Source organism: Aurantiacibacter hainanensis (assembly GCF_036321025.1).
GTDB lineage: Bacteria > Pseudomonadota > Alphaproteobacteria > Sphingomonadales > Sphingomonadaceae > Alteraurantiacibacter > Alteraurantiacibacter hainanensis.
Map to the genome: position 1 here is coordinate 1,160,385 of NZ_JAZAPB010000001.1, position 24,814 is coordinate 1,185,198.

At 65.6% G+C, this 24,814-nt stretch carries 20 protein-coding genes; 13 read left to right on the plus strand and 7 right to left on the minus strand.

Annotation, left to right across the window (positions count from 1 at the left end; genetic code table 11):
* The first annotated feature begins 19 nt into the window (after positions 1–19).
* Entirely contained in the window at positions 20–2,779 is a 2,760-nt protein-coding gene (locus tag AAA989_RS05840) for a [protein-PII] uridylyltransferase (protein ID WP_338241786.1), read from the plus strand.
* A gap of 3 nt (positions 2,780–2,782) precedes the next feature.
* Here the strand turns inward: AAA989_RS05840 and AAA989_RS05845 are convergent, their stop codons facing one another.
* Both AAA989_RS05845 and AAA989_RS05850 read right to left on the minus strand, forming a co-directional pair.
* The gene (locus AAA989_RS05845; RefSeq protein WP_338241788.1) at positions 2,783–3,271 is read right to left on the minus strand and encodes a hypothetical protein; all 489 of its coding nucleotides are present in this window, start codon (positions 3,269–3,271) and stop codon (positions 2,783–2,785) included.
* 103 nt (positions 3,272–3,374) lie between these two features.
* Positions 3,375–4,043 carry a YggS family pyridoxal phosphate-dependent enzyme gene (locus tag AAA989_RS05850; protein ID WP_338241789.1) on the minus strand — a complete coding sequence of 223 codons (669 nt, stop codon included), beginning with the start codon at positions 4,041–4,043 and terminating at the stop codon, positions 3,375–3,377.
* A 20-nt stretch (positions 4,044–4,063) separates the two neighbouring features.
* Here AAA989_RS05850 and AAA989_RS05855 point away from each other — a divergent pair, with 20 nt between their 5' ends.
* From AAA989_RS05855 to AAA989_RS05885, 7 genes are all read left to right on the plus strand, one after another.
* Positions 4,064–4,597 (plus strand): thiamine phosphate synthase, encoded by a 534-nt coding sequence (locus tag AAA989_RS05855; protein ID WP_338241790.1) that lies wholly within the window; start codon positions 4,064–4,066, stop codon positions 4,595–4,597.
* A gap of 175 nt (positions 4,598–4,772) precedes the next feature.
* Positions 4,773–7,127 (plus strand): FtsK/SpoIIIE family DNA translocase, encoded by a 2,355-nt coding sequence (locus AAA989_RS05860; protein ID WP_338241791.1) that lies wholly within the window; start codon positions 4,773–4,775, stop codon positions 7,125–7,127.
* A 177-nt stretch (positions 7,128–7,304) separates the two neighbouring features.
* The gene (locus AAA989_RS05865; protein ID WP_338241792.1) at positions 7,305–8,204 is read left to right on the plus strand and encodes a hypothetical protein; all 900 of its coding nucleotides are present in this window, start codon (positions 7,305–7,307) and stop codon (positions 8,202–8,204) included.
* The gene (locus tag AAA989_RS05870; RefSeq protein WP_338241793.1) at positions 8,194–9,768 is read left to right on the plus strand and encodes a 7TM domain-containing protein; all 1,575 of its coding nucleotides are present in this window, start codon (positions 8,194–8,196) and stop codon (positions 9,766–9,768) included. The genes AAA989_RS05865 and AAA989_RS05870 overlap by 11 nt, the downstream gene beginning before the upstream one ends.
* Positions 9,686–10,456 carry a sugar-transfer associated ATP-grasp domain-containing protein gene (locus tag AAA989_RS05875; protein ID WP_338241794.1) on the plus strand — a complete coding sequence of 257 codons (771 nt, stop codon included), beginning with the start codon at positions 9,686–9,688 and terminating at the stop codon, positions 10,454–10,456. Before AAA989_RS05870 ends, AAA989_RS05875 begins: the two co-directional genes overlap by 83 nt.
* Positions 10,457–10,564: 108 nt before the next feature.
* Positions 10,565–11,074 carry a hypothetical protein gene (locus AAA989_RS05880; protein WP_338241795.1) on the plus strand — a complete coding sequence of 170 codons (510 nt, stop codon included), beginning with the start codon at positions 10,565–10,567 and terminating at the stop codon, positions 11,072–11,074.
* 76 nt (positions 11,075–11,150) lie between these two features.
* Entirely contained in the window at positions 11,151–11,780 is a 630-nt protein-coding gene (locus tag AAA989_RS05885; RefSeq protein ID WP_338241796.1) for a hypothetical protein, read from the plus strand.
* Between the two features lie 61 nt (positions 11,781–11,841).
* Here the strand turns inward: AAA989_RS05885 and AAA989_RS05890 are convergent, their stop codons facing one another.
* The 3 genes from AAA989_RS05890 to AAA989_RS05900 form a co-directional block, all read right to left on the minus strand.
* Complete coding sequence (locus AAA989_RS05890; protein ID WP_338241797.1) at positions 11,842–12,063, minus strand: hypothetical protein; 222 nt, start codon at positions 12,061–12,063, stop codon at positions 11,842–11,844.
* Positions 12,064–12,431: 368 nt separating this feature from the next.
* Positions 12,432–13,442: an HWE histidine kinase domain-containing protein gene (locus AAA989_RS05895; RefSeq protein ID WP_338241798.1), complete on the minus strand. Its 1,011-nt coding sequence runs from the start codon at positions 13,440–13,442 to the stop codon at positions 12,432–12,434.
* 285 nt (positions 13,443–13,727) lie between these two features.
* Complete coding sequence (locus AAA989_RS05900) at positions 13,728–15,293, minus strand: DUF6351 family protein (protein ID WP_338241799.1); 1,566 nt, start codon at positions 15,291–15,293, stop codon at positions 13,728–13,730.
* Positions 15,294–15,451: 158 nt separating this feature from the next.
* Here AAA989_RS05900 and AAA989_RS05905 point away from each other — a divergent pair, with 158 nt between their 5' ends.
* From AAA989_RS05905 to AAA989_RS05925, 5 genes are all read left to right on the plus strand, one after another.
* Positions 15,452–16,891 (plus strand): helicase HerA domain-containing protein, encoded by a 1,440-nt coding sequence (locus tag AAA989_RS05905; RefSeq protein WP_338241800.1) that lies wholly within the window; start codon positions 15,452–15,454, stop codon positions 16,889–16,891.
* A 60-nt stretch (positions 16,892–16,951) separates the two neighbouring features.
* A complete protein-coding gene (locus AAA989_RS05910) occupies positions 16,952–18,202 on the plus strand; it encodes an SGNH/GDSL hydrolase family protein (RefSeq protein ID WP_338241801.1) in 1,251 nt (416 codons plus the stop codon).
* On the plus strand, positions 18,199–19,209 hold the full coding sequence (locus AAA989_RS05915; RefSeq protein ID WP_338241802.1) for an alpha/beta fold hydrolase: 1,011 nt from the start codon (positions 18,199–18,201) through the stop codon (positions 19,207–19,209). Before AAA989_RS05910 ends, AAA989_RS05915 begins: the two co-directional genes overlap by 4 nt.
* 115 nt (positions 19,210–19,324) lie before the next feature.
* Positions 19,325–20,440 (plus strand): alanine dehydrogenase, encoded by a 1,116-nt coding sequence (gene ald / locus AAA989_RS05920; RefSeq protein WP_338241803.1) that lies wholly within the window; start codon positions 19,325–19,327, stop codon positions 20,438–20,440.
* A 76-nt stretch (positions 20,441–20,516) separates the two neighbouring features.
* Positions 20,517–22,235: a sensor domain-containing diguanylate cyclase gene (locus AAA989_RS05925; RefSeq protein WP_338241804.1), complete on the plus strand. Its 1,719-nt coding sequence runs from the start codon at positions 20,517–20,519 to the stop codon at positions 22,233–22,235.
* Here AAA989_RS05925 and AAA989_RS05930 read toward each other — a convergent pair.
* Positions 22,232–22,645, minus strand: coding sequence for an acyl-CoA thioesterase (locus tag AAA989_RS05930; RefSeq protein ID WP_338241805.1), 414 nt, complete (start codon positions 22,643–22,645; stop codon positions 22,232–22,234). The two genes, AAA989_RS05925 and AAA989_RS05930, sit on opposite strands and share 4 nt — an antisense overlap.
* A complete protein-coding gene (locus AAA989_RS05935; protein ID WP_338241806.1) occupies positions 22,642–24,786 on the minus strand; it encodes a S9 family peptidase in 2,145 nt (714 codons plus the stop codon). Before AAA989_RS05935 ends, AAA989_RS05930 begins: the two co-directional genes overlap by 4 nt.
* Between the last annotated feature and the right edge of the window lie 28 nt (positions 24,787–24,814).

Genomic DNA, 24,814 nt, shown 5'->3' on the forward strand with positions numbered 1-24,814 from the left:
CACGCCTATCTCAGCCGACGTGAGCCTGCCGACCATCCCCAAGCAACGCGCCATCATCGATCGGCGCAAGCTGACCGCCGCCATTGACGACATCGTTGCCGACAAGGGCGCGGACAACGGGCGGCAGGCGATCGTCGAGCTGATGCGGAAGGCGCTGGACAAGGGCCGCGCCGAACTGACCCGTCGGCTGGATGAGAAGCCCGGCGCCGGGCACGATAGCGCCAACGGCTACGCTTTCCTGATCGACCAGCTGATCCGCGTCATCCACGATCACGTGATCGACGATGTCTATCCCGTCGCCAACCGCAGCAAGGGCGAACGCCTCGCGCTGATGGCGGTGGGCGGATACGGTCGCGGCGAGATGTCGCCGCATTCCGACGTCGACATCGCCTTCGTCACCCCGGACAAGCCCACCGCGTGGTGCGAACAGGTGATCGAGGCGATCCTCTATTACCTGTGGGACCTCAACCTGACCGTGGGCCATTCCAGCCGCTCGCTGGCCGAAGTCACGCGCATGGCGAAGGAGGACATCACCATCCGCACCGCCCTTCTGGAAGGGCGCTTCCTGTGGGGCGACCAGGAGGTGTACGACGCCGCCAGCAGCCGATTCTGGAGCGAGGTGGTGCCCGGCACCGAAGGCCGGTTCGTTTCCGAGAAGCTGGCCGAGCGCAATGCCAGGCACAAGCGCATGGGCGATTCGCGCTATGTCGTGGAACCCAACGTGAAGGATGGGAAGGGCGGCCTGCGCGACCTGCAGACGCTCTACTGGATCGGCAAGTACGTGCACCGCGTGAAGAGCGCGCGCGAACTGGTGGACAAGGGCCTCTTCACGCAGAAGGAATATCGCAGCTTCCGCCGGGCCGAGGGATTCATGCTGGCGGTGCGCGCCCACCTCCACACCATCTCCGGGCGCTGCGAGGACCGCCTGACCTTCGACCTGCAACGCGAAGTCGCGAACCGGATGAATTACGCCGACCGGCCGGGCAAGAGCGCGGTGGAGCGGTTCATGCAGTTCTACTTCCTGCAGGCCAAGCACGTCGGCCACCTGACCGGCGTGTTCCTCTCGCACCTGGAGGAAGAAACGCAGGAACGCAGCCGCATTGGCGAATTCCTCTCCTCCTTCAAGCCGAGCAAGGCGATCGACGGCTATCCGGTGGAGGGCGGCAAGATCGCCGCCCCGTCCGACGACTGGTTCCAGCAGGATCCCGTGCGCCTGATCGAGATCTTCACCATCGCCGAGCGCGAGGGGCTGGAAGTGCACCCCGCCACCATCCGCATCGCGCGGCGCGATGCGGGCCTGATCGACGGCAAGATACGCAAGGACCCGCGCGCCAACGCGCTGTTCATCGACCTGCTGTCGGGACGCCGCGATCCCGAAACCGTGCTGCGCTGGCTGAACGAGGCGGGCGTCTTCGGCCGTTTCGTGCCCGATTTCGGCAAGGTCAACGCGCAGATGCAGTTCGACATGTACCACCACTACACGGTGGACGAGCATACCATCCGGGCCATCGGGCTGCTGAGCGAGATCGAACGCGGCGCGCTGGCGGAAGAGCATCCGCTGGCCACCGACATGGTGCCCAAGATCAAGAACCGCCGCGCGCTCTACGTCTCGGTGCTGCTGCACGATATCGCCAAGGGCCGCGGCGGCGACCACTCGATCCTGGGCGCTGAGGTGGCCATGCGGCTGTGCCCGCGGCTGGGAATGGATCGCCAGGAAACCGAACTGGTCGCCTGGCTGGTGCGCTATCACCTGCTGATGAGCGCCACCGCCTTCAAGCGCGACCTTTCGGATCCCAAGACCATCACTGATTTCGTCTCGGAAGTGCAGAGCCTGGAACGGCTGCGGCTGCTCACCGTGCTGACCATCGTCGATATTCGCGCCGTCGGACCGGGCATCTGGAACAGCTGGAAGCGCCAGCTGATCGGCGACCTGCACGAGGCATCGGTCGAGCGCCTGCGGCTGGGCCACAAGGCCCACGGCCGCGAGGAACGCGTCGCCGCCAAGAAGCAGGCCGTGGCCCGGATGCTGGGCGAGCAGGGCTACCTGGTGGAGAAGCTGGACGACCGTTTCGACGATGCCTACTGGATCGCCGAACCCGACGACGTGATCGCCATCAACCTGCCGCACTACGAGGCGGCGAAGAACGCCGAACACTCGCTGTCCATTCACGCGGAGTATTACGAGGCATTGGGCGCCACGCTGGTCACCGTGATCGGAAACGACCACCCCGGCCTGTTCTTCCGCATCGCAGGCGCCATCCACCTCGCGGGCGGCAACATCATCGACGCGCGCATCCACACCAACCGGGTGGGCAAGGCAGTCGACAATTTCCTCGTCCTTGATCCGCTGGGCAAGCCCTTCCGCGAGGAACAGCAGCTGGCCCGGCTGAGAACCTCGATCGAGGATGCACTGGCCAACAAGATCGATATGGTGCCGCGCCTGGCCAAGCGTCCGCTGAAGCAGAGCCGGGCGGAAAACTTCCGCGTGGCCCCTGTCATCCTGTTCGACAACGATGCCTCGAACCGCTTCACCGTGATCGAGGTGAACGCCACCGATCGCCCGGCCCTGCTCAACCGCCTGACGCGGGCGATGTTCGAGGCAAGCCTGATCATCAATTCCGCGCACATCACCCAGTACGGGGAGCGCGCGGTGGACACCTTCTACGTGACCGACCTGCTGGGCGACAAGATCGTGAGGCAGGACCGGCTGGACAAGGTGGAGCAGGCGCTGCTCGATGCCATCGCCGCAGGCGAACCGCAAAGCGCCGAGGCGGCCTGAGGCTTACTGGATTCGGGCGACCCGCAAATAGCCGCTGCGACCCTCGAACCGGATCTCGTAGGCACCGCTCCAATGGCGGCTGATGGTCGCCACCCACCCTTCGCGCACGCGGTTGCGCATGGTGGAGCCGTCGATCTCGCGCCATAACTGGCCGTTGTCCAGCAACAGCACCTGCGACTGGCGTGCACCGCGCAGAACTTCCGCCACCGTGGCTGTCACCTCGACCTCTTCGTCGGTCCGCTCGATTGCCCTGTCCTCCTCGCGGAAGCCGAACACTTCCTCGCGCTCCTGCTCCTCGCGCTCCTCCTCCTCGGCGATCACCACCTGCTGGCTGGCGTAGGTCGAATCGAAACAGGCAAGGCGCGCGGCATCGTCCGTCGTGGCGGCGCATTCGGCGTAGGGATCGTCCTGCTGCGCATGGGCCGGGACGGTGAGGGCGATCAGGCCGAGCGGGGCAACGGCGGCAAGGCAGCGGGCGGAAAGCTTGGTCATGAAATCGGGGTCCGGGGCAAGGGATTGTCCCGCCTCTTGAAAGCGCCGCGCGCCGCCGCGTCAACCTCCGATTGCATCCGCCTGCGTTTTGCCGGGCGACCGGTCAGCCGCCGCGCTCTCCGAACAGCGCCGTGCCCACGCGCACGTGCGTGGCGCCCAGCATGATGGCAGTGGGATAGTCGCCGCTCATCCCCATGGATCGGCCTTTCAACCCGTGATCGTCGGCGATCTTTGCCATCAGCGCGAAGTAGGGCGCGGGCTCGATACCGAAGGGCGGCACGCACATCAGCCCGATAACGGGAATGTCCGCCCCGCGCGTCTGCTCCAGCAAGCCCGGCAGGTCGGCAATCGCGCAGCCGCCCTTCTGCTCCTCTTCGCCGATATCCACCTGCACGAAACACGGCACCTGTCTGCCGGCCTTGTCGAATGACTTGCCCAGCGCCTTCACCAGGCTGGGCCGGTCGAGCGAATGGATGCAGTCGAACAGCGCCGTCGCATCGTCCGCCTTGTTCGATTGCAGCTGACCCACGAGGTGCAGCTTCGTATCGGGAAATTCCTCTCTCAGGGCAGGCCACTTGTCCTGTGCTTCCTGCACCCGGTTCTCGCCGAACACGCGGTGGCCGGCTTCCAGCAAGGGAGCGATATCCTCTGCCGGATGCGTCTTGCTGACGGCGACCAGCGTCACCTCCTCCGGCTCGCGGCGGGCGATCTTGCAGGCCTTGGCGATTTCGGCCTGCACGGCGGCAAGGCGGTCTGTGGCGCTTTCACTCATGGGCGCGCTATAGCGGGCCGATGAACGGTTTCCACTCCCTGCCGAACCTCTGGCTACTTTCGGACGAACGCAACGATTCGATGGTTGAGACTGCACTCGCAGCGCTGCCTCGCGGCAATGCTTTCGTGTTTCGTCACTACCATCTCAATCCGGCGGAGCGAAAGGCACGCTTTGACAGGCTGGCCGCGATCTGCCGGCGGCACGATCACCTACTGGTGCTCTCGGGCACGTCGAAGGAGGCGCAGGATTGGGGCGCGGACGGTGCCTATGGCCCAGCGCGCAAACTGGATAGGGTCTGCGGCATCGGTCGCTTCGCCACCGTTCACGACTTGCTCGAGATGAGCCGGGCCGAAAGGTACGGAATCGACGCAATGTTCCTTTCGCCCGTTTTCCCGACGCGCTCTCATCCTGACGGCAGCTGTCTTGGAAAAGAGCACTTCCTTTTCATGGCGTCCAAGGCGAATGCTCCGGTGATCGCGCTAGGCGGAATGAATGCAGAGCGAGCAGCGGAGCTCGGGTGGAACCGCTGGGCCGCGATCGACGGCCTCTCCTGAACGGCCCGAAGGGCTGCAAGGCCACGCGGCCGCCCCGCAGCGGGCGCGGCTTGCCTGCGCATCTAGCGAGGACGCTCATGCGGAGGCATGAGCGAAAAACAAAACCCAAACATTGACCCCGGAGTCCCGCTGTGGGATTCTTCGCGCCGGGACGCAGAGACGAAGGGAACGGACCATGGCCAGCAGGGCCGCAAAGCCAAATGCGGACTGGCGTGCCGCTTTCCGGCGTTCGCTGGCTCGCAGTGCGCAGCTGACGGGCGCGGTGCTCCTGTTTGCCTTTACCCTGTTCCTGGGGCTGTCGCTGCTCAGCTACAGCCAGACCGATCCATCGCTATCCACTGCCGCCGGGGATACCATCGACAACTGGATGGGCGCGCCGGGCGCTTTCGTGGCCGACCTCGCCCTCACCGCCTTTGGCTGGGTCTCGATACTTTTCCTGCCGTTCACCTACGTCATCGCGCGCAAGCTGTGGCGCGATGCCGACGAGGACGAGAGGTGGGGCGGCGCCTGGTGGCGCACCGTGGCTGTGTTGCTGCTGGGCATGCTGCTGCTGGCGACCGCCATCTCGCTGGTCACCGATCCGCGCGAACATAGCTGGCCTGCAGGCTTCGGCGGCCTTGCCGGGCTGCTGGGCGAAGCCGGGCTGGAGGCTCTGGCAGGACTTCTGCCCGAGGGCGGACAGGTGTGGGGCATACTGGTCGGCGGCCTGGCCTGCCTTGGTGGCGGCGCCCTGCTGGCGGGCCGGGTGTTCGCAGTGGACTGGGCCAGCCTGCTGACACTGCCCGACTGGGCGGGCGCTCTGCCGCGCCTAACCGGTTCGGCACGGAAGTATAATCCTGACGAACCGATGCGAGCCAAATCGCGGCGGGCGAAGGCCCCGTCGGCCGGTGAGGACGACGAGGACGAGGACACGCCCTCGCCCTTCGCCGACCGCCGGCCCGTGGAAATTGCCGATCCGGCGGCACCGCCGCGCCGGGCGAAACCCTCGCCCAGGGCGCAGCAGAAGGACATGTTCGCCACCTTCGACCTGCCCAGCCTCGACCTGCTGGAGGAAGGCGCCATCGACCAGGCGCCCCCGCTCGACAAGCTGGCGCTGGAGCGCAACGCCCGTCTGCTGGAAACCGTGCTCGACGATTTCAACGTGAAGGGCGAGATCACCGCGGTGAAGACCGGCCCGGTCGTCACCATGTACGAGCTGGAGCCTGCGCCGGGCATCAAGGCCAGCCGCGTCATCGGCCTGGCCGAGGACATTGCCCGCAACATGAGCGCGATCAGCGCGCGCGTTGCGCCCATTCCGGGCAAGACGGTGATGGGCATCGAACTGCCCAACGCCAATCGCCAGACCGTCAGCTTCAAGGAACTGGTGGAGAGCGAGGCCTTCGTAGATGCCAAGGGCAACCTGCCGATCATCCTCGGCAAGGGCATTTCGGGCGAACCCGTGGTGGCAGACCTTGCCGCCATGCCCCACCTGCTGGTGGCGGGCACCACCGGATCGGGCAAGTCGGTGGGCCTCAACGCCATCCTTCTCAGCCTGCTCTATCGCTTCACGCCGGCCGAATGCCGCCTGATCCTGATCGATCCCAAGGTGCTGGAGCTGAAGAGCTACGACGACATTCCCCACCTCCTCGCCCCCGTGGTGACGGAGCCGCACAAGTCCGTGCGCAGCCTGAAATGGGCCGTGGAGGAAATGGAAAAGCGCTACCGCATGATGAGCGAGATCGGCGCGCGCAACCTGCACGGCTTCAACGAGCGCGTCGCCGCCGCCGCCGCCAAGGGCAAGCCGCTGAAACGCACGGTGCAGACCGGCTACGATCCCGAGACGGGCGAGGCCATCGTGGAAGAGGCGGAACTGGATTACGAAGTCCTGCCGCAGATCGTGCTGATCGTCGACGAGCTGGCCGACCTGATGGTTGTGGTCGGCAAGGAGATCGAGGTGCTGATCCAGCGCCTCAGCCAGAAATCGCGCGCGGCCGGCATCCACCTGATCATGGCGACGCAGCGCCCCTCGGTCGACGTGATCACCGGCGTCATCAAGGCGAACCTGCCCACCCGCATCAGCTTCAACGTCACCAGCCGCATCGACAGCCGCACGATCCTGGGCGAGCAGGGGGCGGAACAGCTGCTGGGCAAGGGCGACATGCTGTTCAAGCCCAACACCGGCGCGATCAAGCGCGTGCACGGTCCCTTCGTCTCCGACGAGGAGGTGGAGAAGGTGGCCGATCACTGGCGCAAGCAGGGCGAGCCGGCCTACGTCGACTCCGTCACCGAGGAACCCGAGGACGGCGGCCTGTCGTTCGACGACGACGTGACCGCCAGCGACAACCCCGAAGAACGCAAGTATCGCCAGGCCTGCCAGATCGTGATCGAGAACCAGAAGGCCAGCGGATCGTGGCTGCAGCGCCAGATGGGCGTGGGTTACAACACCGCCGCCAAGTGGATCGAACGCATGGAAAGCGAAGGACTGGTCGGCCCTGCCAACCACGTGGGCCGCCGCGAGATCTTCCGCGACCGTGACGGCAACCCGCTCTAGGTGGTTCTACGTAATCTCGAATTGTGCCAAAACGGTTAGCGTCCTGTTGCCGACCAAGGCCGTGTCGCCGCGTTTCTTCCCTGTTAGGGTTAGCAAAGCCTAAACCTTTCCCCGGGTAATTCCCCGTCCATGCAGGGGAAAACACCTATTCGCGTTCTTCAACGTGCGTGTCGCCGCGTGCTCGGCCTAGTCGTCGCAGCACTGGTTGCCGTGCCTGCCGCGGCGCAGGACGGCGAATGGGAGATCGATCCCTTCGCCCGCATCGAAGTGGGTGCCGTGTCTTCCGAGAGCAGCGACCGCGAGGACGAGCTGATCATCGTGGGAGATGGCGGCTACCTGCGCGGCCAGGCCGGCGTTGAACTGATTGGCGATGCAGTGACCTTCCGGCTGGAGGCCGACCGTATCCAGGTCGAACGCTTCGGAAACGCCACTGGCCGCGAGCGCTACGACCGCGACCGCTTCACCGCCGCGGTGGAAACGGAACTGGGCGAGGAATGGGAAGTGCGCCTCCAAGGGCGCGTCTACGACGACCTTGTGACGGTCGAGAGCCCTGATACCGACGAAGTGCAGGCCGCCGTGCGGATCGAATACGAACCGGTGCGCGCGCACCGCGTGCGGGCCGAAGTCACCTGGCGCGAACGCACCTATGCCGACAACGATGGCCCCGGCGGCACCGCCTCGGAAGGTGAAGGCCTGCGGGTCGATCTCGACTATCGCCACCGCATCGCGCGCTACCACTACGTGGGGCTGGACCTGCGCGCGGAAGAGATCGAGTCCGACAATCCCCGCCGCGGTTACGAACGCCAGTCCGCCCGCCTTTCCTACACCCGACCGATCGCCGACGACCTGCGCGTGCGGCCCGCCGTGGAAGTGCGGAAGACGCAGTTCAGCGGACGCATGACGCCGGACGACATCCCGCGCGACGATACGCAGATCGTGCCGGAGCTGGAATTCCTCTGGTGGCCGGGCAACTGGCGCATGGAAGCAGAGGCGAAGTACATCTTCAGCGACTCCAACGATCCCGTGCGCGATCGCAAGGGTTACCGTGTGAGTGTTTCCGTAGGCTATGTTTTCTAGGCACTTCGCCTACTGGAGGCGGGTGTACGAACGCGCCACGCCGCAGGTTCGCCGCCCCGCCTACCTGGGGATGGCGGTCTGCGGCACTATCGGCCTGCTGGCACTCTGGGGCCTTTCCAACACTCGCGATCCGCTTTCGATGCCGTCCGCACTGGGCGGCATTGCCGTGTCGCAGGCGATCTGGGGGCTCAAGCCGTCGAACCTGCTGATGGTGCTGCCCATCGGCAGCTTCCTCGTGGTGCTGGCGCGCAGCTTCATCGGGCTGAAGGCCTTCGGCCTTTTCACCCCCATGCTGATCGCGCTGGCCTTCCTCCAGATCGGACCGATCTTCGGCCCCATCGTGTTGGGAACCGCCGTGGGCATCGGCATGATCGTCGCCCCGTCGCTTCTGAAGCTGCGTATGACGCGCGTGGGCTTCCTGGGCGTGCTGATCTCGCTGGTGGTGTTCGTTCTGGCGGCACTTCAGGGCATCCTCGATACCGAGTTGCAGGTCGATGCCATGCCGGTGGTGGTCACCGCGCTGGTGGTGGAGCGCTGGTGGCGGCAGTGGGAGAAAGACGGCTATTTCGAAGCCGCACGCATGGCCTTCAACACCATGATGCTGGCGCTGGTCATCCAGTTCGTGATGGTGAGCCACGTGGCGCTGATGCTGATCGAGGTCTCGCCGCTGCTGCTGCCGGGCTTTGCCGCCATCGCGATCACCATCCTTGGCCGCTACCGAGGGCTGCGCATGACCGAGATCGGGCGTTTCTTCCCCATCTGGTACGAGGGCTGGCGGCGCAAGATGGGCTGGGACGAAGTGATCCCGGAAGAGGCCATCGGAGAGGTGCTGGCCGCGCGCGCCGCGATCGACCAGACGCCCGAACCCGAGATCGACGACGTCAAGCTCACCGTCTTTCCGAAGCGGGCGCCTGGAAAGGGTCGCCCGCTGATGCTTCACACGATTGCCAGCGGACCGGCGCCCGTCATCGCGCCGAAGAAGGCCGCGCCGGCCGCCGTGGAGCCGGAGCCCGAACCCGTTGCCGCGCAGGTGGAGGAGCCCGCACCCGCCGCCGCGCTGCAACCGGACCTGCCTCTCGCGCTTCCGGCCGAAGCTGAAAGCCCCGCGCAGATCGAGCCCGGTATTCCGGCGAACGACGAGCCCGACCGGAAAGTCGCTGCAACGCCGCGAGACGATGGCCGCCTGACCCAGTCCGACTGGGACCGTATCCGTGCCGAACTGTTCAAGAGGGACCAAGGAACCGCCCATGCCGCTCAGTTTGCTCAAACGCCGCTCGCAACCGCGCACGCCGCCGATGCCGGGTCCGCCGGAGAAGGACTCTCCGCCTTCTTCTCGCGGCACGCCGCGCGTGGACCCATCGTCGATCCAGCCCTCCTTGCCTTCCTACGTCCCGATCGACGACATCCTGGGGATCAATCTGCGCAACGCGATCATCGCGAAATACAACTCGCGCGCGGCGATCGAGCGGGCGCGCGACAAGGTGGCGGCAAAGGTGGCGCTGGTGGAGCACGGGGTTTCGACAACCGGCACGATCGCCGTCATCTCCGGCTATGGACAGCTTAGCAGCTTCAAACCCGCGCAGTTGCTGCCCGACAGCTGGGCGATCAAGCCCGCACGCGGATCGCAGGGCGACGGCATCCTGCTGGCGGTGGCAAGGCACGGCGATCACTGGGTCAAGGGGTCGGGCAAGCCGATCACGGTGGACGAGGTGCAGAACCATGTTCGCCGCATTGTGGACGGGCAGTTTTCCGGCGACGCCGCGTCCGACGATGCCGCGCTGATAGAGCCGCTGATCCGCGCCGATCCCACCTTCGCCTCGCTGGTCGACGACGGCCTGCCCGACGTGCGCGTGATCTGCCTCGGCAGCAACCCGATCATGGCCATGGCGCGCTTTCCCACCAACCAGTCGGACGGCAAGGCCAACCTGCACCAGGGCGGCATCGGCGCCGGCGTCGACCTGGCCAGTGGCGTGCTGTACCGCGCGAAGCAGGGCAAGAAGGTGCTGACCCATCATCCCGACACCGGCAAGCGGCTGATCGGGTTTCGCATCCCGCACTGGCAGAAGGTGATGGAAATCGCCGGCATGAGCGGCCCCGCCGTGGGGCTGGGCTATTGCGGCGTGGATATCGTCCACGACGTGAACGAGGGGCCGATGGTGATCGAGGTGAATGCCCACCCCGGTATCGAGATCCAGAACACCACGATGCAGGGCCTGCGCGGCAAGATGCTGGAACTGGGCGAGAAGTGCTGACGCCGGCCTGCCTGGCAGGCGGCGCGCGTTAACCAATTACCGCAACGCGGGTTGAACGGGTTGGTGCGATATGATCGTCGGCAATTGGCAGCAGGGGGAAATGCGCCGATGCTGGACTGGTTCAAGCCGAAGATGGCCCCGGAAGGGCCGGTGGAAGTCGAACTCGACACCGTGATCGCAAGGTCAGCGGCCGAGATCTATCCGTTGGTCGATTTCGGCGATCCGCGGCATCACAAGGCGGCGGTCGGCACGATCACCCGCACCGGGCCCAAGCGCTTCGACCTGCTGCTCGACATGATGCCTGACGTAACCTTCCCCATCGTGGAGCTGAAAGCCGATCCGGGCCGAAGCTACACTATCGAATCCGTCCTGCCGAAGGAACTTGGCGTGCGGCTGGAAAGGACGGTGGAAGCGATCGTGATCGAGCCGCTGGGCGCAGGTTCCTGCAAGGTGACAGCCAGGACGACGGCCTATTTCCACCCGATGAAGATGAAGCACTTCGAATACGAAGTCGCCGTGATCGCAATGGCCTGCAAGAATTCGCTTTCGAAGCTGAAGATTCATGCCGAGCAGGGCGTGCACGCGATCCGCGAGATCGAGGCCTGGCAGGCCGCCTGACGGGCCGCCCCGACACGCCCACGTTGACAGTGCAGGCCAGACTGGCATCCTCCGCCGCAGAACGGAGAGAATGCCCATGGCGAGCAAGTACGAACGCGAGGTCTATTCCTGCATGGATCCCTCGATCGCGGTGCACGATGCGACCGACAATTCGCTGCACAGGGCGATCCTGAAGAACTACTGCCGCCACGTGCACCTGGAAGGCGCGGCCATGTTCGAGGAGATTACCGCGCCCGACATGATGGCGGACGATCCCGTCTACCACGTCACCTGGGGCGACAACCCGTTCCAGGTGAAGGGACGCCAGGGCGTGCACGATTTCTACGCGGGGATCGGCGACATCGTGCTGTGGAACAGCGGCGACAAGGTGGCCGTGGCCGACTGGGGCATCGCCGACGAGATGTGGTTCCACCAGATGAGCACGGGAGAGGAACTCGCCAAGATCGGCGTGAAGGCGGAAAAGGCCGACGGCCTCTACCTCGTCTCCAGCCGTCAGGCCTTCATCTGGCCCTACGATGAAAACGCGCTGCTGAAGGGCGAGCACCTCTACGAGGACAAGTCGACCCTGACGGTGGAGGAGATCGACCCGGCGGACTACATGACACCCGAGCGCGTGCGCGAAATCCACCGCGAATGCCTGGCCGACCTGGAAGAACGCTGGGGCGAGAACTACTGGGTCTGGCAGCGCGAGGCGGTGGGCGCGTAACTAGCCGGAAGGAACGCCCGAGCGGCTTTGCAGCGGCCCGGGCGTCCGGTCTCCTGCGAGATTACCGATTCCCGCGACAGGTCTGGCCCGGCGTTCCCGGCGGGACACCGAAGAAGCGCATCACCCAGCCGAAGGTCTGGATGAACAGCCCGTCTTCCTCTGGGTCATCGTTCAGACCCGAAAAGCTGCAGATCGAACTTGCGATGTAGTCGCGAATTGGCGTGCTCTTGCCGTTGCCCGTCACCTCGCCCGCCTGCGCAGGAACACTCGCAAGTATGGACACTGCAATTGCGCATGAAACAATTTTACGCATGATCGGCTTCTCCCAATGAAGCGACCCCTTTTGCAGGCGCGCGACCAGACGCGTTGCCGATCTTTAATAGTCCAGTACTTGCGATTCGCCAATCTATTGTTAGCCCAGTTGCCTGAGCACATTGAGGAAGCGCTAGGCCGTCGTCATTGCATCTGCGTTGAAGATGGCAACGGGGACATAGCCATCGAGGTCGTTAGGATCTTCAGCCACGGCCAGTCCCGCCCCGGCAATCGGGCGTTAGCGGAAGGTCCGCTTATGGCGTTAGGCGTGCCAGCGGTTATGGCCCATGACTGGGTGGAAAGCGGCCATCCGAACAACGGGCTCTGCTGCCGACTGGCTTATAGTGCTGTCAGCGGAATCTGCATTCGGCAAATGAGGCCGTCCGGCGGGTATTCGAGATCAACGCTTGCCCGCAGTCCCCTGGCGACAGATTTCGTAATCAGCTTTGTCCCGAAGCCCGTGCGCGCTGGTGGCTGCACTCGGGGACCACCAAGTTCACGCCAGGTGATCTCCAGCGATTTTTCCGCTTCTTCGTCACAGATACGCCATCCGACGCGTATTTCGCCGGCGCGCGTGCGTAGAGCTCCATACTTCGCGGCGTTGGTCGCGAGTTCGTGGAACGCCAGAGAGAGGATCAACGCCGATGAGGCCTTGAGCTCGACAGTCGGACCCTCGATTTTGAGGTTCTCCCTTCCTTTGCTTCGGAACTGTGAGAGCTCCTTGCACAACAGCTCTTCCAAGCCAGCGTTTCGGCCGTCGTTCTCCCGCACCACGTCTTGGGTGCGAGCCAGAGCACCCAACCGCTCCCTCAGCAACCGAGCAAAACCGTCGACGTTCTCGGCATCCCGTGCGGTCAGCGCCACAAGAGCGTCAACCACAGCGAGGACGTTCTTCACTCTGTGAGCAAGCTCATTCGACACGAGCTCACGCTCGCGCTCAAGCCGCCTTCGTTCCGTCACGTCCCGCAGGGCAACTGTAAGGTAGATCTTTCCCTCGACGACCTCTCTGCTAACAATGGCTTCAGCCGGGAATTCCTCGCCATTCTTGCGCAAGCCGCAGACTTGTCGGCTGTGCCCCATGATCCGTCTCGCCGGCCCCTCCCCAGTAGCGAAGCTACTGACCTGTGTCCGATGATCTGATCGGTAGCGTTGCGGAAGAAGCACCTCCACCGGCTGTCCGAGCACCTCGCCGGAACTGTAGCCGAAGGTCTCTTCAGCCGCGAGATTGAAAAGCACGATTAGCCCGGCTTCGTCCGTGCAGATGAGCGGTTCGCCCACGAGCGCGAAAACATAAGGAGCGCTTTGCAGAACCGCTGACTGCCGCACCTGCTTAGGACCATCCTCTGCCAATCAGTACTCCATTGTGGCGACAAGGCTCCGCGCAAATCAAAGGAGTAGCGGGAACTTTAGGAACTGTGAACCTGCCGAGCCGAAAGCTGAGCGACAGCGATCCCCCTTCCAATGGGGAATGGCTGTCAGACAACCAGGAAAAACCCGCACCTCTTGAAGGACGCTCAGAGGACTGTGGAGAGCAGCACGTTCGCACCCGGCACGATGCGCTTCGCGAGCGCCCGCAATCGGGTCGCAGGCCGACTGTCCGCCCACTTTCGAAAACCGCTGCAAACCGGCCGTCTGCTATCCCATGGGCATCCGGCACTCGTAGCTTTCGGCAGATGACGCATCGCCGCCGGTGTAGTGCGCGTAGGACGGGTGCGGGCAGAGCGGCATCTGCGCCTCGCTGTCGCGGCGGCTTGCCGTCACCCCGCCCGGTGCCTCGCCGTTCTCCACCCAGTCCACCATCGGGCTCAGCAGATCGAAGCTGTCGTAGGCGTTGCCGCCCCCGCAGTGGCCCATGCCCGGCACCATGTAGAAACGCGCGGCGTCATTCCACGCGTCCGCGCCGTTCGCTTCCCGCGCGCGCTGGTAATAGTCCCAGGTGTCGAAGGCGGAGAACCACGGGTCGGACACGCCGTGGAAGAACATCAGCTTTGATCCACGACCCAGATAGGTGGAGAGGTTCGTCCAGTACGCAGTGTCGGTCAGCCGCCCAACGGCATCCCAGCGCACTTCATGGATGCGATCGTCGATGGAGATTTCCCGCGCGGTGCTCGGGGGGCCGAGCGGGCCGCCCTGGCCCACGGGCAGGAAACCCGGCAGGCCCGGACCGGAGAAGGTGATTCCGGTGTCCCACGGATAGGGAACGTAGATGGGCCGCCCATTGCTCTCGCGCGGAGAAGCCATGGCCAGTCGCACCGCTTCGGCACGTTCGGGCGCCAGGCAGCCTTCGGTCTCGCCAGCCTCGCACTGCAGGGCAGAGGCGTCGAAATCGCGGCATGCGGCGACGTTCGCGATGATGCCGTCGGCGCGCCCGTCCAGCGGATCGCACTGGCGAACGAGTTCGCGGTCCACCACGGCCAGTTCGGCTGGCGTAAGGCGCGCGGGCCCCTCCGCCCCTTCGGGAAGGGTGGCGTTCAGCAGCACCTGCGCTGTCTCGATCGCGAGGTTGGAATGGCCGGGACGCATGGCGGGCGCGCCGATCACGATGCCGTCGAACAGTTCGGGATAGCGCTGGCTCGCCAGCATCCCCTCGCGCCCGCCGGTGGAACAGCCGGTCATGTAGGAATGGTGCGGCGCGTTGCCGTAGAACATCTGGACGAGCCTGCGCGCGGTCTGCGTGACGGCCGGAACCGAGCTCTCGGCAAAATCCAGCGCCGCGCGCTGGTCGGCATAGAAGCTGTCGTCGAACACCGCTCCCTTGTGCCCGCTGTCGTGACTGGCCACGGCGAAACCGCGCGCCAGCGCGGGGGTGCTGCCCGATGCCGTCGAGCCCGTCGCGGGGTTCACGCTGCCGTTCAGGCCGCCGCCGCCCTGCAACAGGAACCGTCCGTTCCATTCCGCGGGCATGCGGACTTCGAAGCCGATGCCGTATTCGACCCCGCCGGCGCCCTGTCGCCGGTTGATCACGCCGCCGACCTTGCAATGCGCAGGCAGCATGACGCCGGGCTGGCCGAATTGCCCCGGCATCGTACCCGCTTCCACGAAGGTCGCGCTCGCTTCGCTCACGCCTTCGATGCCGCCGACCTGCTCGGCAAAGCCCTGGCAGCGCGCAGCCGCATCAGTCTCGACGCGGTCCTGCGAGGCGGCAGGAATGGCAGCGGCCACTGCGACAGTGCCGACGGCGGTAAAAAGCTTGAAGCGCATGAAAATCCCCTCTCCCTAGACGAAGCCTAATCGCAGGGCTTTTGCCCCGCAATCGGGTAATTGCACCCGTTTGTCGCAGCAATCATTGGAAAACCCTGCAAGCCGCCTAGGCCGAATCGCCTGCGGTCCCTACGTTCGGACGCGATGAAGGCAGGGTCGTGAATACCAGTATCGCAATCGGCACCGACCCCCACGGCACGCAGGTGCTCGTGGACGTGGAGGAACTGCTCGCCACGCGCCTGCTGGTGCAGGGCAATTCGGGCAGCGGCAAGTCGCACCTGCTGCGCCGCCTGCTGGAGCAGAGCGCGGGGCTGGTGCAACAGGTGGTGATCGACCCCGAGGGCGATTTCGTCTCGCTGGCCGATCACTTCGATCACGTGGTGGTGGAGGGCGCGAGCTATTCGGCGCGCGAAATCGAGGCGCTGGCTGGCCGTATCCGCCAGCACCGGGCCAGCGTGGTGCTGGCACTGGAGGATCTCGAGGTCGAACAGCAAATCCGCTGCGCCGCTCAGTTCCTCACCGCTCTCTTCGATGCCCCGCGCGAACACTGGTATCCCGCGCTGGTGGTGGTGGACGAGGCGCAGATGTTCGCCCCCGCCGCCGCCGGGGAAATGGCGGAAGACACGCGCCGCATGACGCTTTCCGCCATGACTAACCTGATGTGCCGGGGCCGCAAGCGCGGCCTTGCCGGGATCGTGGCGACGCAGCGCCTGGCCAAGCTCGCCAAGAACGTGGCGGCAGAGGCGTCGAACTTCCTCATGGGGCGCACCTTCCTCGATATCGACATGCAGCGCGCGGCGGACCTGCTCGGCATGGACCGCAAGCAGGCGGAGCGTATCCGCGACCTGCAACGCGGGCATTTCCTGGGGCTTGGCCCGGCGGTCAGCCGCCGTCCGGTGGCGGTGCACATCGGCGAGGTGAAGACGGGCGGGAAGAACGCCGCCAGTGCGCTCACCCCGCTGCCGCAGGCGGGCTCTGCGGAAATGGGCGAACTGCTGCACGCCGACCTGGCGGAGGAAGCGGCGGAGAAGGTGCACCAGCCGCCCCCTCCCCCGCCGCCAGCGCCACCCCCGGTGGAGGAACTGGCGCAGTCGATGGCTGCGAGGGCCGAACCCGTCAACTCGCTCTCGGGCGAGGTGGCGAGCGGCGATGTCGATTCTGTGCTGCGCGAAATGGCGGCAGAAGAGGGGTCGACCTTTCGCCCCGCCGCCACGCTTTTCCGCGATTTCGCCACCCGTTGCCGCCAGCAGGGCGTGGCATCGGCGCATGTCGACATGCCCACCTTCCGCCGCCTGTTCGCCTTCGCCAGCGCCGGGGTTCACCGGCTGGACGAAAGCCAGCGCGAGGCGGTGGAGCGCATGGCGGGCGGCGTGGCCGACGACATGCTCGCGCCATACCTTGCCATCCTCGTTTCCGCCGCGCTGGGCCAGGGCACACCGGACGAGGATCACCTCGCCCGCGTATACGGAACCGCTTCGCCCGGCCGGATCCGCCGCCTGCTCGAACACCTCGAGAAGACCGGCCTGATCGCCGTGCACGAGGACTTCGGCGGCGAGCGCACGATCACCGTGCCGGGCATAGAGGACGTTATGGCCTGACGCGGCGCGTGGCGCTAAGCTCGTTCCCAAGCGCTGTAGCGCCATGAGGAGAGAAAAGCAGTGTCACCCATCATCCGCGCCCTTGTTCCCGCCGCCACCTTGCTGCTCGCCACGCCGCTGGCCGCGCAGGACAACTGGGTCGCCAGCTGGACAGCCTCGCCCCACGCCCCGCTAGGCGCCCAAGGGCCGTTTGCCGCCGCCCAGTACGACGACGTGACGATCAGCCAGGTGCTGCGCCTGTCCGAAGGCGGCGACCGCCTGCGCGTGCGTTTCACCAATCGCTATGGCGAGGTGCCCCTTACGATCGGTCAGGCCAGGATCGTGCTGCTGGACGATGCCGGGGCCGAAGTCGCCGGAACCGGCCGCGCGCTTACGTTCGGTGGAGAGGAAGGCGCCGTCATCCCGCGCGGCGCACCGTTCGCCAGCGACGTGGTGGACCTAGACACCCGGGATTTCGACAAGGTGAAGGTGGAGTTCTACCTTCCCGAAGCGACCGGCCCGTGCACCTGCCACCTCACCGGGCTCGATACCCTCGCCGTCTCTCCCGCGGGCAATCACGTGGGCGAGGAATGGGAGCCCGCCTCTACCGCCATGCACCGTGCATTCCTGTCAGTGGTCGAGGTCGATTCCGACGATGCTCTGGGCACCATCGTCACCTACGGCGATTCCATCACTGACGGGGTCGGCTCGACACCCGGCGAGGACAACCGCTGGCCCGACGTGCTGGCCGAGCGGCTGGAAGCGGCGGGCCTCGAATATGCCGTCGCCAATGCCGGCATCAGCGGCAACCGCGTGCTCAGCCCCGGCATGGGCGAAAGCGCACTGGCGCGGCTGGACGAGGACGTGCTGAGCTTGCCGGGCGTTACCCACATGATCGTGTTCGTCGGCGTGAACGACATCGGCAACCGCTTCGGCGGCGCCTTCGACAATGCCGGGGGCGGGATCGGCGGATTGCAGCTCGACCAGCCCGATATCGATGTGCAGCAGATGATCGCGGGCTATCGCCAGATCATCGCCCGCGCTCGTGCCGAGGGGATCGAGGTGATCGGATCTCCCATCGGCCCCTACAAGGGCGCGATGTACTGGACCGAGGAAGGCGAGGCCGCGCGCCAGGTGATCAACGACTGGATCGTGAATTCGGGCGAGTTCGACGCCGTGGTGCGGCTCGACACCGCCTTTGCCGATCCCGACAACCCGCAGGCCATGCGCGAGGGCTATCACATGGGCGACTACCTGCACGGCTCCGACGCCGGCCTTCGCGCCGTGGGCGAGAGCATCGACCTTGCGCTGTTCGCGCCGGAGGGTGAATGATGCGCGGCCTCATGTCCCTTGCCGCCGCTGCGCTCGCCATATTCGCCCTGCCCGCCGCCGCGCAGGAGCAGCAGTTTGCCGAACTTGGCACCTGCGGCGAGATTAGCGATTGCCGGATCGGATATCGCACCTACGGAACGCTGAACGAGGCGCGCGACAATGCCGTCCTCGTGCCCGCCTGGTATGGCGGGAGCACCGAGCAGATGGGCTTCATGGCCACCGCTCCCTTCCTCGATCCCGAGCGCTATTTCATCATCCTGGTAGACCCAATCGGCAACGGCGTGTCGATCTCGCCCAGCAACTCGCCAAGCCAGTCCATGGGCGAATTTCCTGAACTCACCATCGGCGACATGGTGGAAAGCGAATACCGCCTGGTGACCGAGCACCTGGGCCTCGAAAGCCTCCACGCCGTGACCGGCATATCGATGGGCGGGATGCAGACCTTCGAATGGGCGGCGCGCTATCTCGATTTCGCCGACCGCTTCGTGCCCATAATCGGCAGCCCGCGCCTGCCTGCCTACGATATCGTGCGCTGGGATACCGCCAATGCCATCCGCGCATGGGAGCGGGCCTGCCGCTGCCCGGAAGCGCGCGCGATCGAGGCAGGTTTCGGCATAACGACCCGCCCGATCGGCGTCGCCAACGATGCCGTGGCGCGCGCCGAGGCTTTCGATTTCATCGAGACCCGCGCGGCACAGGACGATTTCGACGAAGGCGAAAGCTGGGATCTGCAGCGACAGGGCGAAGCCATGATCGACCTCGACATCAGCCGGCATTTCGGCGGCGACATGGCGCTCGCGGCGCGAGAACTGGGTCGGCAGGTCGACATGATGATCGTGGTCAGCCGGGAAGACCGGATCGTCTCGCCCGAGCCCGCCATGGATTTCGCCCGCCTCGCCGGCTTTCCCGTGCTGGTGACCGACGAAGGGTGCGGCCACGGCGATTTCAACTGCAATCCCGATGTCTGGACCGTGGCGGCAGGAGCTTTCCTTGCCGACGACGATTGAGTCCTTTGCCCAGCCGGGCGGGAAAGCGAGCGGGATTGCGCGAAACAGGTTTCATCTGTAACGGCCCCGGCATCCCATTGGTCACCCGCCCCCACTAGAACCGGAGTTCCATCCCATGCGCATCGGCTGCCCCCGCGAGATCAAGAACCGCGAATACCGTGTCGGTCTGACCCCCGAAAGCGCCAAGGAACTGGTCGCCAACGGACACGAGGTGTGGGTCGAGAGCGGCGCGGGCGAAGGCATCGGCGCATACGACGAACAGTATACGGCCAGCGGCGCGAAGGTGATCGCGGCGGTGGAAGACATCTTCGCCGAGTGCGAGATGATCGTGAAGGTCAAGGAGCCCCAGCCCGAGGAAATCGCCCGGCTGCGCGAAGGCCAGATTCTCTACACCTACCTCCACCTCGCCCCCGACGCAGCGCAGACCGAGGGACTGGTGAAGTCAGGTTGCACGGCCATCGCCTACGAGACCGTCACCGGCCCCAGGGGCGGCCTGCCGCTGCTCAAACCGATGAGCCAGGTCGCTGGACGCATGAGCATCCAGGCAGGCGCCAATGCACTGGAGAAGGCGCACGGCGGACGCGGCGTGCTGCTGGGCGGCGTTCCCGGTGTGCTGCCGGGCAAGGTGGTCATCATCGGCGGCGGCGTTGTCGGCTTCAACGCCGCGCAGATGTCCGCCGGGCTGGGCGCGGATACCGTGATCATGGACCTCAATCCCGAAGTGCTGGAAAAGGTCGGCACCCATTTCGAAGCCCGCGCCAGCACCCGCTTCGCCAGCAAGGCCAACCTCGAGGAAGCCGTATCCGAGGCCGACATGGTCGTGGGCGCCGTGCTGGTGCCCGGCGCCGCGGCACCCAAGCTGATCGATCGCGCCATGCTGAAGACGATGAACCCCGGTGCTGTGCTGGTGGACGTCGCCATCGACCAGGGCGGCTGCTTCGAAACCAGTCGGGCCACGACGCACGACGATCCCACCTATGTCGTCGACGACATCGTGCACTACTGTGTGGCCAACATGCCGGGTGCCGTCAGCCGCACCAGCACCTATGCGCTCAACAACGTGACCCTCCCGCACGCCATCCGCATCGCCAACCTGGGCTGGAAGGAAGCCATGCGCCGCGACCCGCACCTGGCGCAGGGGCTCAACGTCCACGCCGGGCGCGTGACCTATCCCGCGGTCGCCAGCGAACTGGGCTACGACCTGCTGCCGACGGAGCAGGCCATCGCCTGATCTCCGCCGGGCGGAGAATTCCTGAGCCGCGCCTTTACCCAATATACAGCTTGCGCGCCTATTGCCGCTTGCTGAAATGCGCGGATTCGTTTTCCAGATACTGGCGGCCATGGCGTGCCTGCTGACGCTTGTCGGCGGCGATGAAGTGCGCGCGCAGGATTCCGGCAGTGCCGGCATCCGGGCCAGCTGCCATGCCTATTCGGACCATCCCCTGGATCTGCAACGCGCGCTTTCGGCCCTGGAATGGCGCTGCGACCGACAGGGCTGGCAGGATGGACGGGCCGTCACGTGGCTGCGCTTCCCCGCCGCGGACAAGGCCGAGGCACCTGTCGACTTCGCCAGCCGCACGACCGTTTTCCAGAGTTTCGCCATCGCCGCGGTTATCGACAACGAAATCGTCGCCCAGCAGCACTACACGCTGGACGAAGCCGAGGCCGTGCCGGCCGGCCCCGTCTTCACCTATCCGGTGCCTGAGACGGACGAGGTCCCTCACGAATACATCGTGCGCATCGTCGGGCCGCACAGCATAACCGCCGGCTCCGAAGCGCAACTCTGGATGCCGGAGCATGCCCGCCATGAATTGCTGGCGCCGCTGGTCATCCTCGCCGTCATCGCCGGCATGCTGGTAATGCCGCTGCTGTTCGACAGCATGTTCTACCTTGTCCTTCGCGAGCGGTTCGTCCTGCTGCACGCCGGAATGACAGTCGCGATGCTGATCTACGCCCTGTCCTCCGGCGGCGTGATCACCGCCTTCGTCGATGTGCCCGTCGACGTGCTGGCGCGGGTCGGCCCGATCGCCTGGGCCATAGGGGTCGGCCTGTCGGGCCTGTTCATCACGGCCTTTCTGGAGCGGGACGCCCTGCCGGGCTGGCAGCGCCGCGTGCTCTACGCCACCGCCGCCTGGACCATGATCGTCCCGGGATTCGCGGGGATGCAGTTCGGCTTCTCGCAGCAGTTCGACAACCTGCTCTATTTCTACGCCTTCGTTCCCGTGATCCCGATCTACCTGACCGCCATCGTGACGGCCCTGGCGCGTGGCAGCCGATCTGCACGGTTCCTTGCGGCGGCGTGGCTGCCGCTGGTGCTCGCATCGCTCGATCGCCTGCTCCGAGGCCTCGGCATCCATACCAGCACCGATTCAGCCGATCTCGTGCTGTTCGGGGCGCTGGGCGTCGAGGTCATCGTCGTGGGCCTGGGCGTGGCGGACAGGTTCCTGGCCGTGCGCCGGGAGCGCGACCGCGCCGTGACCGAGGCGCGGACGCTGGAGGAACTGAGCGAGCGCGACGCCCTGACCGGCCTGCTCAATCGGCGGGCCATCGAAGACCGGTTCCCTGCCCTTCGGGCGGAAGGTTTCACCACGCTGGCCGTGGTCGACCTCGACCGGTTCAAGGACATCAACGACCGCCACGGTCATGCCGCCGGAGACACGGTGCTGCGAAGCGTGGCGGACGCGCTGCGTTCGGACGACGTCGATTCGCTGGTCTTCCGCATGGGCGGCGAGGAATTCGTGCTGCTGCTGCGCGGCCCTCGCCCGCTGGAGCGGGCCGAACGCAAGCGCCAGGCGATTACCGAAATCGTCGCGCAGGCGGGCGTCGTTCCAGACAGGGTCTCGGCCAGCATGGGCATCGTCGAGGCACCGCATGATTCACTGGCCGAGGCCGGGTTCGAAAAGCTCTACGCCCGCGCGGACCGGCTGCTGTACGAAGCCAAGGCCAGCGGCCGCGACCGCACGATGGCGGAACGCCTAAAGGTCTTCAGGCCGCGCCGCGGTGAGGACAGGCGCGCGGCGGCCTAGCCGTCTTCGCCGGGCGGCGGCAGGAAGGGCTCGGCCACCTCCGCGGGAACGCGCATCAGGCGGGCGCTGTCCTTGTCGACCATCGCCCAGGAGGACTTGGCCCGCACCAGCGCCTTCCCCTCTCCATCGCGGAATTCGTAATGCCGGTCGAACCGGGCCCCGCGCGGCCCATCTTTGATGATCGTCTCGCCAGTCACTTGCGCACCGACTGTCACGTTGCCGCGATAGTCGATCTCGTGGCGTGTCACGACCCAGGCATAGGCGTCGCGATGCTCGGGCGCGGCATCCGCGTCCCAGTGCGCCGTCGCCAGGTCCTCCATCCACCGCACCCAGACCGTGTTGTTCACGTGGCCGTTAGCGTCAATATGTTCGGGCCGCGCGGTGAACGCGAGGGAGAAGCGGTTGCTCACCTGTCGACGCCCAGCTGCCACAGGATGAAGGCAACCTCTTCCGCCGTTTCGCGCAGGCCTTCGAAACGCCCCGAGCGTCCGCCGTGGCCCGCGCCCATGTTGGTCTTGAGCAGCAGCACGTTGTCGTCGGTCTTGTACTCGCGCAGCTTGGCGACCCACTTGGCGGGCTCCCAGTAGGTGACGCGCGGATCGTTGAGGCCAGCGGTCACCAGCATCGGCGGATAGTCCTGCCGGGTCACCTGGTCGTAGGGCGAATAGCTAAGGATGTGAGTGAAGGCCGCCTTGCTCTCGATCGGGTTGCCCCACTCGGGCCATTCCCCCGGCGTCAGCGGCAGGCTGTCGTCGAGCATGGTGTTCAGCACGTCGACGAAGGGGACGTCCGCCACCACCGCGCCGAAAAGTGCCGGGTCCTGGTTCACCACCGCGCCCATCAGTTCACCGCCGGCGGAACCGCCGCTGGCCGAAACCTGACCTTCGCTGGTGTAGCCCATCTCCACCAGGCCGCGCCCGACATCGACGAAGTCGTTGAAGGTGTTGGTGCGCTCTTCCATCTTGCCCTGAAGGTACCAGTTGCGACCCAGGTCGTCGCCGCCGCGGATGTGCGCGATGGCATAGGCCACGCCGCGGTCGATCAGGGAAAAGCGCGTGGTGGAAAAGCCCGGCGGCACGGCATAGCCGTAGGCACCGTAGGCATAGAGGTGCAGCGGGCCGCCCATCGGGCGATCCTTGCGATAGACGATGCTGACAGGCACCATCGTCCCGTCCCGCGCCCGCACCTCGCGCCGCTCCACGGTGTAGAGCGAGGGATCGAAGCCGCTGGGAATTTCCTGCACCTTCAGCGTTTCCAGCTCCTGGCTGGCAACGTGATAGTCGTAGACGGTGTCGGGCGTGATCAGGCTCTCGTAGCCGAGGCGGATGCGGTCCACGTCCCATTCGGGATTGTTCGCCGTGCCCGCATCATAGCTCGCTTCGGGAAAGGCGATGGACTCGACCCGGGACGGGTCGTCGTAATAGCGCACCTGGACCTGGTCGAGGCCGTTGAGACGCCCTTCGACGACGTAGAAATCCTTGAACAGGTCGAAACCGGTCAGGTAGAATTCGTCGGAGCCCTCGATCAGCGTCGTCCAGTTGTCCGGATCGCTCAGCGGCGCCGTGGCGAGGCGAAAGTTGACGTGCTCGTCGTTGCTCCAGATGTAGATCGTGTCGTCGCGGAAGTCGGCGGCGTACTCCACGCCCACCTTGCGCGGCTTGATTACCCTCAATTCGCCCGTGGGCTGATCGATCGGGGTGAACATCGCCTCGCTCGTCTCGTTGTCGCCCGTGCTGATGACCAGCCACTCGCGATTGGCGCTGACGGAGGGGCTGGCGGTATAGCCCAGCGTCTCCTCGTGGAAGATCTCCACGTCGCTGTCCGCCGGCTGGCCGATGGTATGCGCGAAGATGCGATCCACGCGCCAGTTCTCGTTGGCGCGGCCATAGACCAGCACGCTGTCCCCCGCCGCCCACACCAGGTCGGTGTTCACGTTGGCGATCCGGTCTTCCAGCAATTCGCCGGTCTGCAGGTCCTTGATGTAGCCGGTGTAGAACTCGCCGCCGGTCGTATCGGTGGAATAGGCGAGATAACGCCCGTCCTCGCTGACGGAAAAGGCACCGAGGCTGAAGTATTCCTGCCCTTCCGCCAGGGCAGGGGCGTCCAGAATGAGATGCCGCTCGTCACTGCCCGCGGGACGGCGGTAGTACTTGCGGTACTGCCCGCCGGTCTCGAATTCGGACCAGTATTCCCAGTCGCCGTCGCGCTGCGGAACGCTGGAGTCGTCCTCCTTTATCCGCGCGCGCATTTCGGCGAAGAGCTCGTCCACCAGTTCCTGCTGTCCGGCCATCTGCGCCTCGAAATAGGCGTTCTCCGCGCGCACGTAGTCCAGCACGTCCTCGTCGTCGATCTTGGGATAGCTGTCGTCGCGCAGCCAGGCCCAGGGGTCGGATACGGTGATGCCATGATAGGTATAGCTGTGCTCGCGCTGCTCGGCGCGCGGCGGCTGGATGCTTGTGTCGTGGTTCAAGTCGGTTTCCTGTGCTGCTGCGGGCAGCGACGTAGCGACGGCTGCGATTGCGGCAAGGGTGATCCTGCGAATAGTCTTCATGGTTGGGGCGACCCTGATTTCGCCTCGC